The 2,310-nt window shown below is 38.3% G+C and carries 1 protein-coding gene; it reads left to right on the top strand.

Going from position 1 to position 2,310, the window contains the following annotated elements; all coding sequences use genetic code 11:
• Window positions 1–1,711: 1,711 nt before the first annotated feature.
• Entirely contained in the window at window positions 1,712–2,053 is a 342-nt protein-coding gene (locus tag V7150_RS22220) for a hypothetical protein (RefSeq protein ID WP_335522575.1), read from the top strand.
• Window positions 2,054–2,310: the final 257 nt, after the last annotated feature.

Below are 2,310 nucleotides of genomic sequence, written 5' to 3'. Positions count from 1 at the left end.
TCCTGTCTGAATACAGGGCTCATTTCGGACAAGTCATGGCAAGGTACTTAAACTCCCATGAAAATAAAAACTGAAAAAGTGCATACGAAAATAGAACCAGAAAAACCAGTTTTAAAAAAGGATGAGCCTCTTGAAGGATCGAATATAGAGTTGGCAGATGTATCGAATTGTCATACCCTTCTACTTAAAATGAAATAGGTAAAGCTGGCGCAACAACCAGAAAAAGGATTAATCTCCCATGAGTGCTACCCCTAAAGGGTGCGACAGTCGGTGGTACACCGTGGTCGTTGGAGTCAGACTAACGGATGGGCTCAAAGGCACCATAGTTCAAAGACCTTCTTCGCCAGCATTAAAACAGTATAGACTGCCTGATCCATTTTCATTCTCTGTTGTGCAGCGCCGGTTTTGCGCTGCATGGGTGGCTAACGGGTGCTATAGTTGTGCGAAATGTTCCTGGCTTAAATTGAGATTGGTCATACAATGCTCAGGTAAAGGTCAGGCAGTGCCTGTCGGAACTGAAGGGTTATATCGAAGAATCAAATGATGGGGTAACGCCCTGAAGGGTTCTCTCTTAGTCGAATAGCACTGGATTTAGTAAGAATGATAGTGTTATAAGCTCGGCAAAAAGGCGTGAGAAATTACCGTAGCAGTGCGGCTGCCGAAAGCCTACTCGATGGAGTGGTGTAATTCATGATGCTTGAGTTGAATGAATATGGTGAGAATGCAAATAAACCTACAAGAAAAGGTTAAGCTGACGAACTTCTGAATGTACGGGTCTACAAGCACGATACATAGAAATGTGTATATCACCACAGCGTGAGGTTAGCAGTGGATGAGTAAAAATAACTTATATGAAAGTCCATGATATGTTACAGGCATATGAACGGCTAACAGGCTTAGAGGAAGCACCTAAGTTCATCCTATAATAGATATAATTCAACATTGTAAGCTGATAACGTGGAGGGCTTACTTCCGACGAAGCGTAGAAAAGGAAAGAGGTAATGATAATAGTTGCCGTATAACTTTTCTTTATATCAGTGAAAGTAGTGGCACAGTACCGTTGAAGTGTCTAATCAACATGGAGGGATAGCCACAAGACTATTAAAGATTCCTTTAATCATGCAAGGCAATTCTTTATCGGTTAATAAGGTTCTCGTATGACTAAAAGAGGTTCACCTCCCACGGGAGGCACCAACTTATTGAAACGGAAGAAATGAAACACATTGAGTATCACAATACTGAACAGTGTTATGGTTAAAGTGGATTGGTATAGTTGGAACGCCGTATGCGGTGAAAGCCGCTTGTACGGTGTGGACGGGGGGAAAAGGGAGCGATAACTTCAACCCCTTACCTATCTGTATAAAGAAGAATTTCAATAATTTACGTATCATAATCTTTATATATTGATGAATTTTTAACATTTTTCTTTTACCTATCAGCTTAAATAAGTAAGCCCCTCTCAATTAAGAGAAGGGGCTTTTTACTTTTTAATCCTGAAACATAATCGTCTTTTTTGAACGCGTTCGTTTTTTTGAGTAGCATTGGGCTTATAAACATCTTTTTCAACTCAACGCAAAAATAATACGGTATACGGATTCGAAAGTATTTCGTTTTACTAAAAACGGGTAGTTGTGCTAGGACATGTGACCAAGCTTATTTATTGATAAAGAATATCCTATTTTGAAAGTACAAATAAAAGGAGGAATTTTGAATGACAACAAGGCGGAATAATAATACAAATGTTGATGTCGATACAGATATCGATAATGAATTAAGAAATAGAAATGAATCGGAGGCTGAAGCAGAAGTACGGAACGTTGATAGGAATACTAATATAGCTCGTACAACAGTATCTAACTCAGGTAATTCAAGAGTAGATGTTCGTTTAAACAGCCGAAGTAATGCGAAGGTTAAAACTGATCAAGAACAAGAAAACGACCAGGATCAAAACATTGATATTGATGTTGATGTTGAAGAAGAGAGACGTACAAATAGACGTACAAGTAGACGTACAAGTAGACGTAGACGTAGAGAATTTGATGAAAGTTTTTAACTTTTGGTATGGGATGGAGTTTTTTAACTTCATCCTTTTACAATACAGCTTGAAAATATGGATTGACTATGGAAAAACAAGGGATATACTCCTATTATGGAGTTTAATGGGCCGCTACTGGTATTAAGTAAATAAGAAAATAGTGGTGCCGAGTACAAAAGATCTCTATATCCCATGGAGACTCTTTTATATAATGAATGTAAAGATTGTGAAAAAATGTACTTAAACTATAGGTTGCTTTAGCATTCCTGTAGATC

The organism is Neobacillus drentensis, from assembly GCF_036965245.1.
Classification (GTDB): Bacteria; Bacillota; Bacilli; order Bacillales; family Cytobacillaceae; genus Neobacillus; species Neobacillus drentensis_G.
Note: the sequence above shows the minus strand (reverse complement) of the source record. Positions and strands in the feature narration are given on the sequence as shown.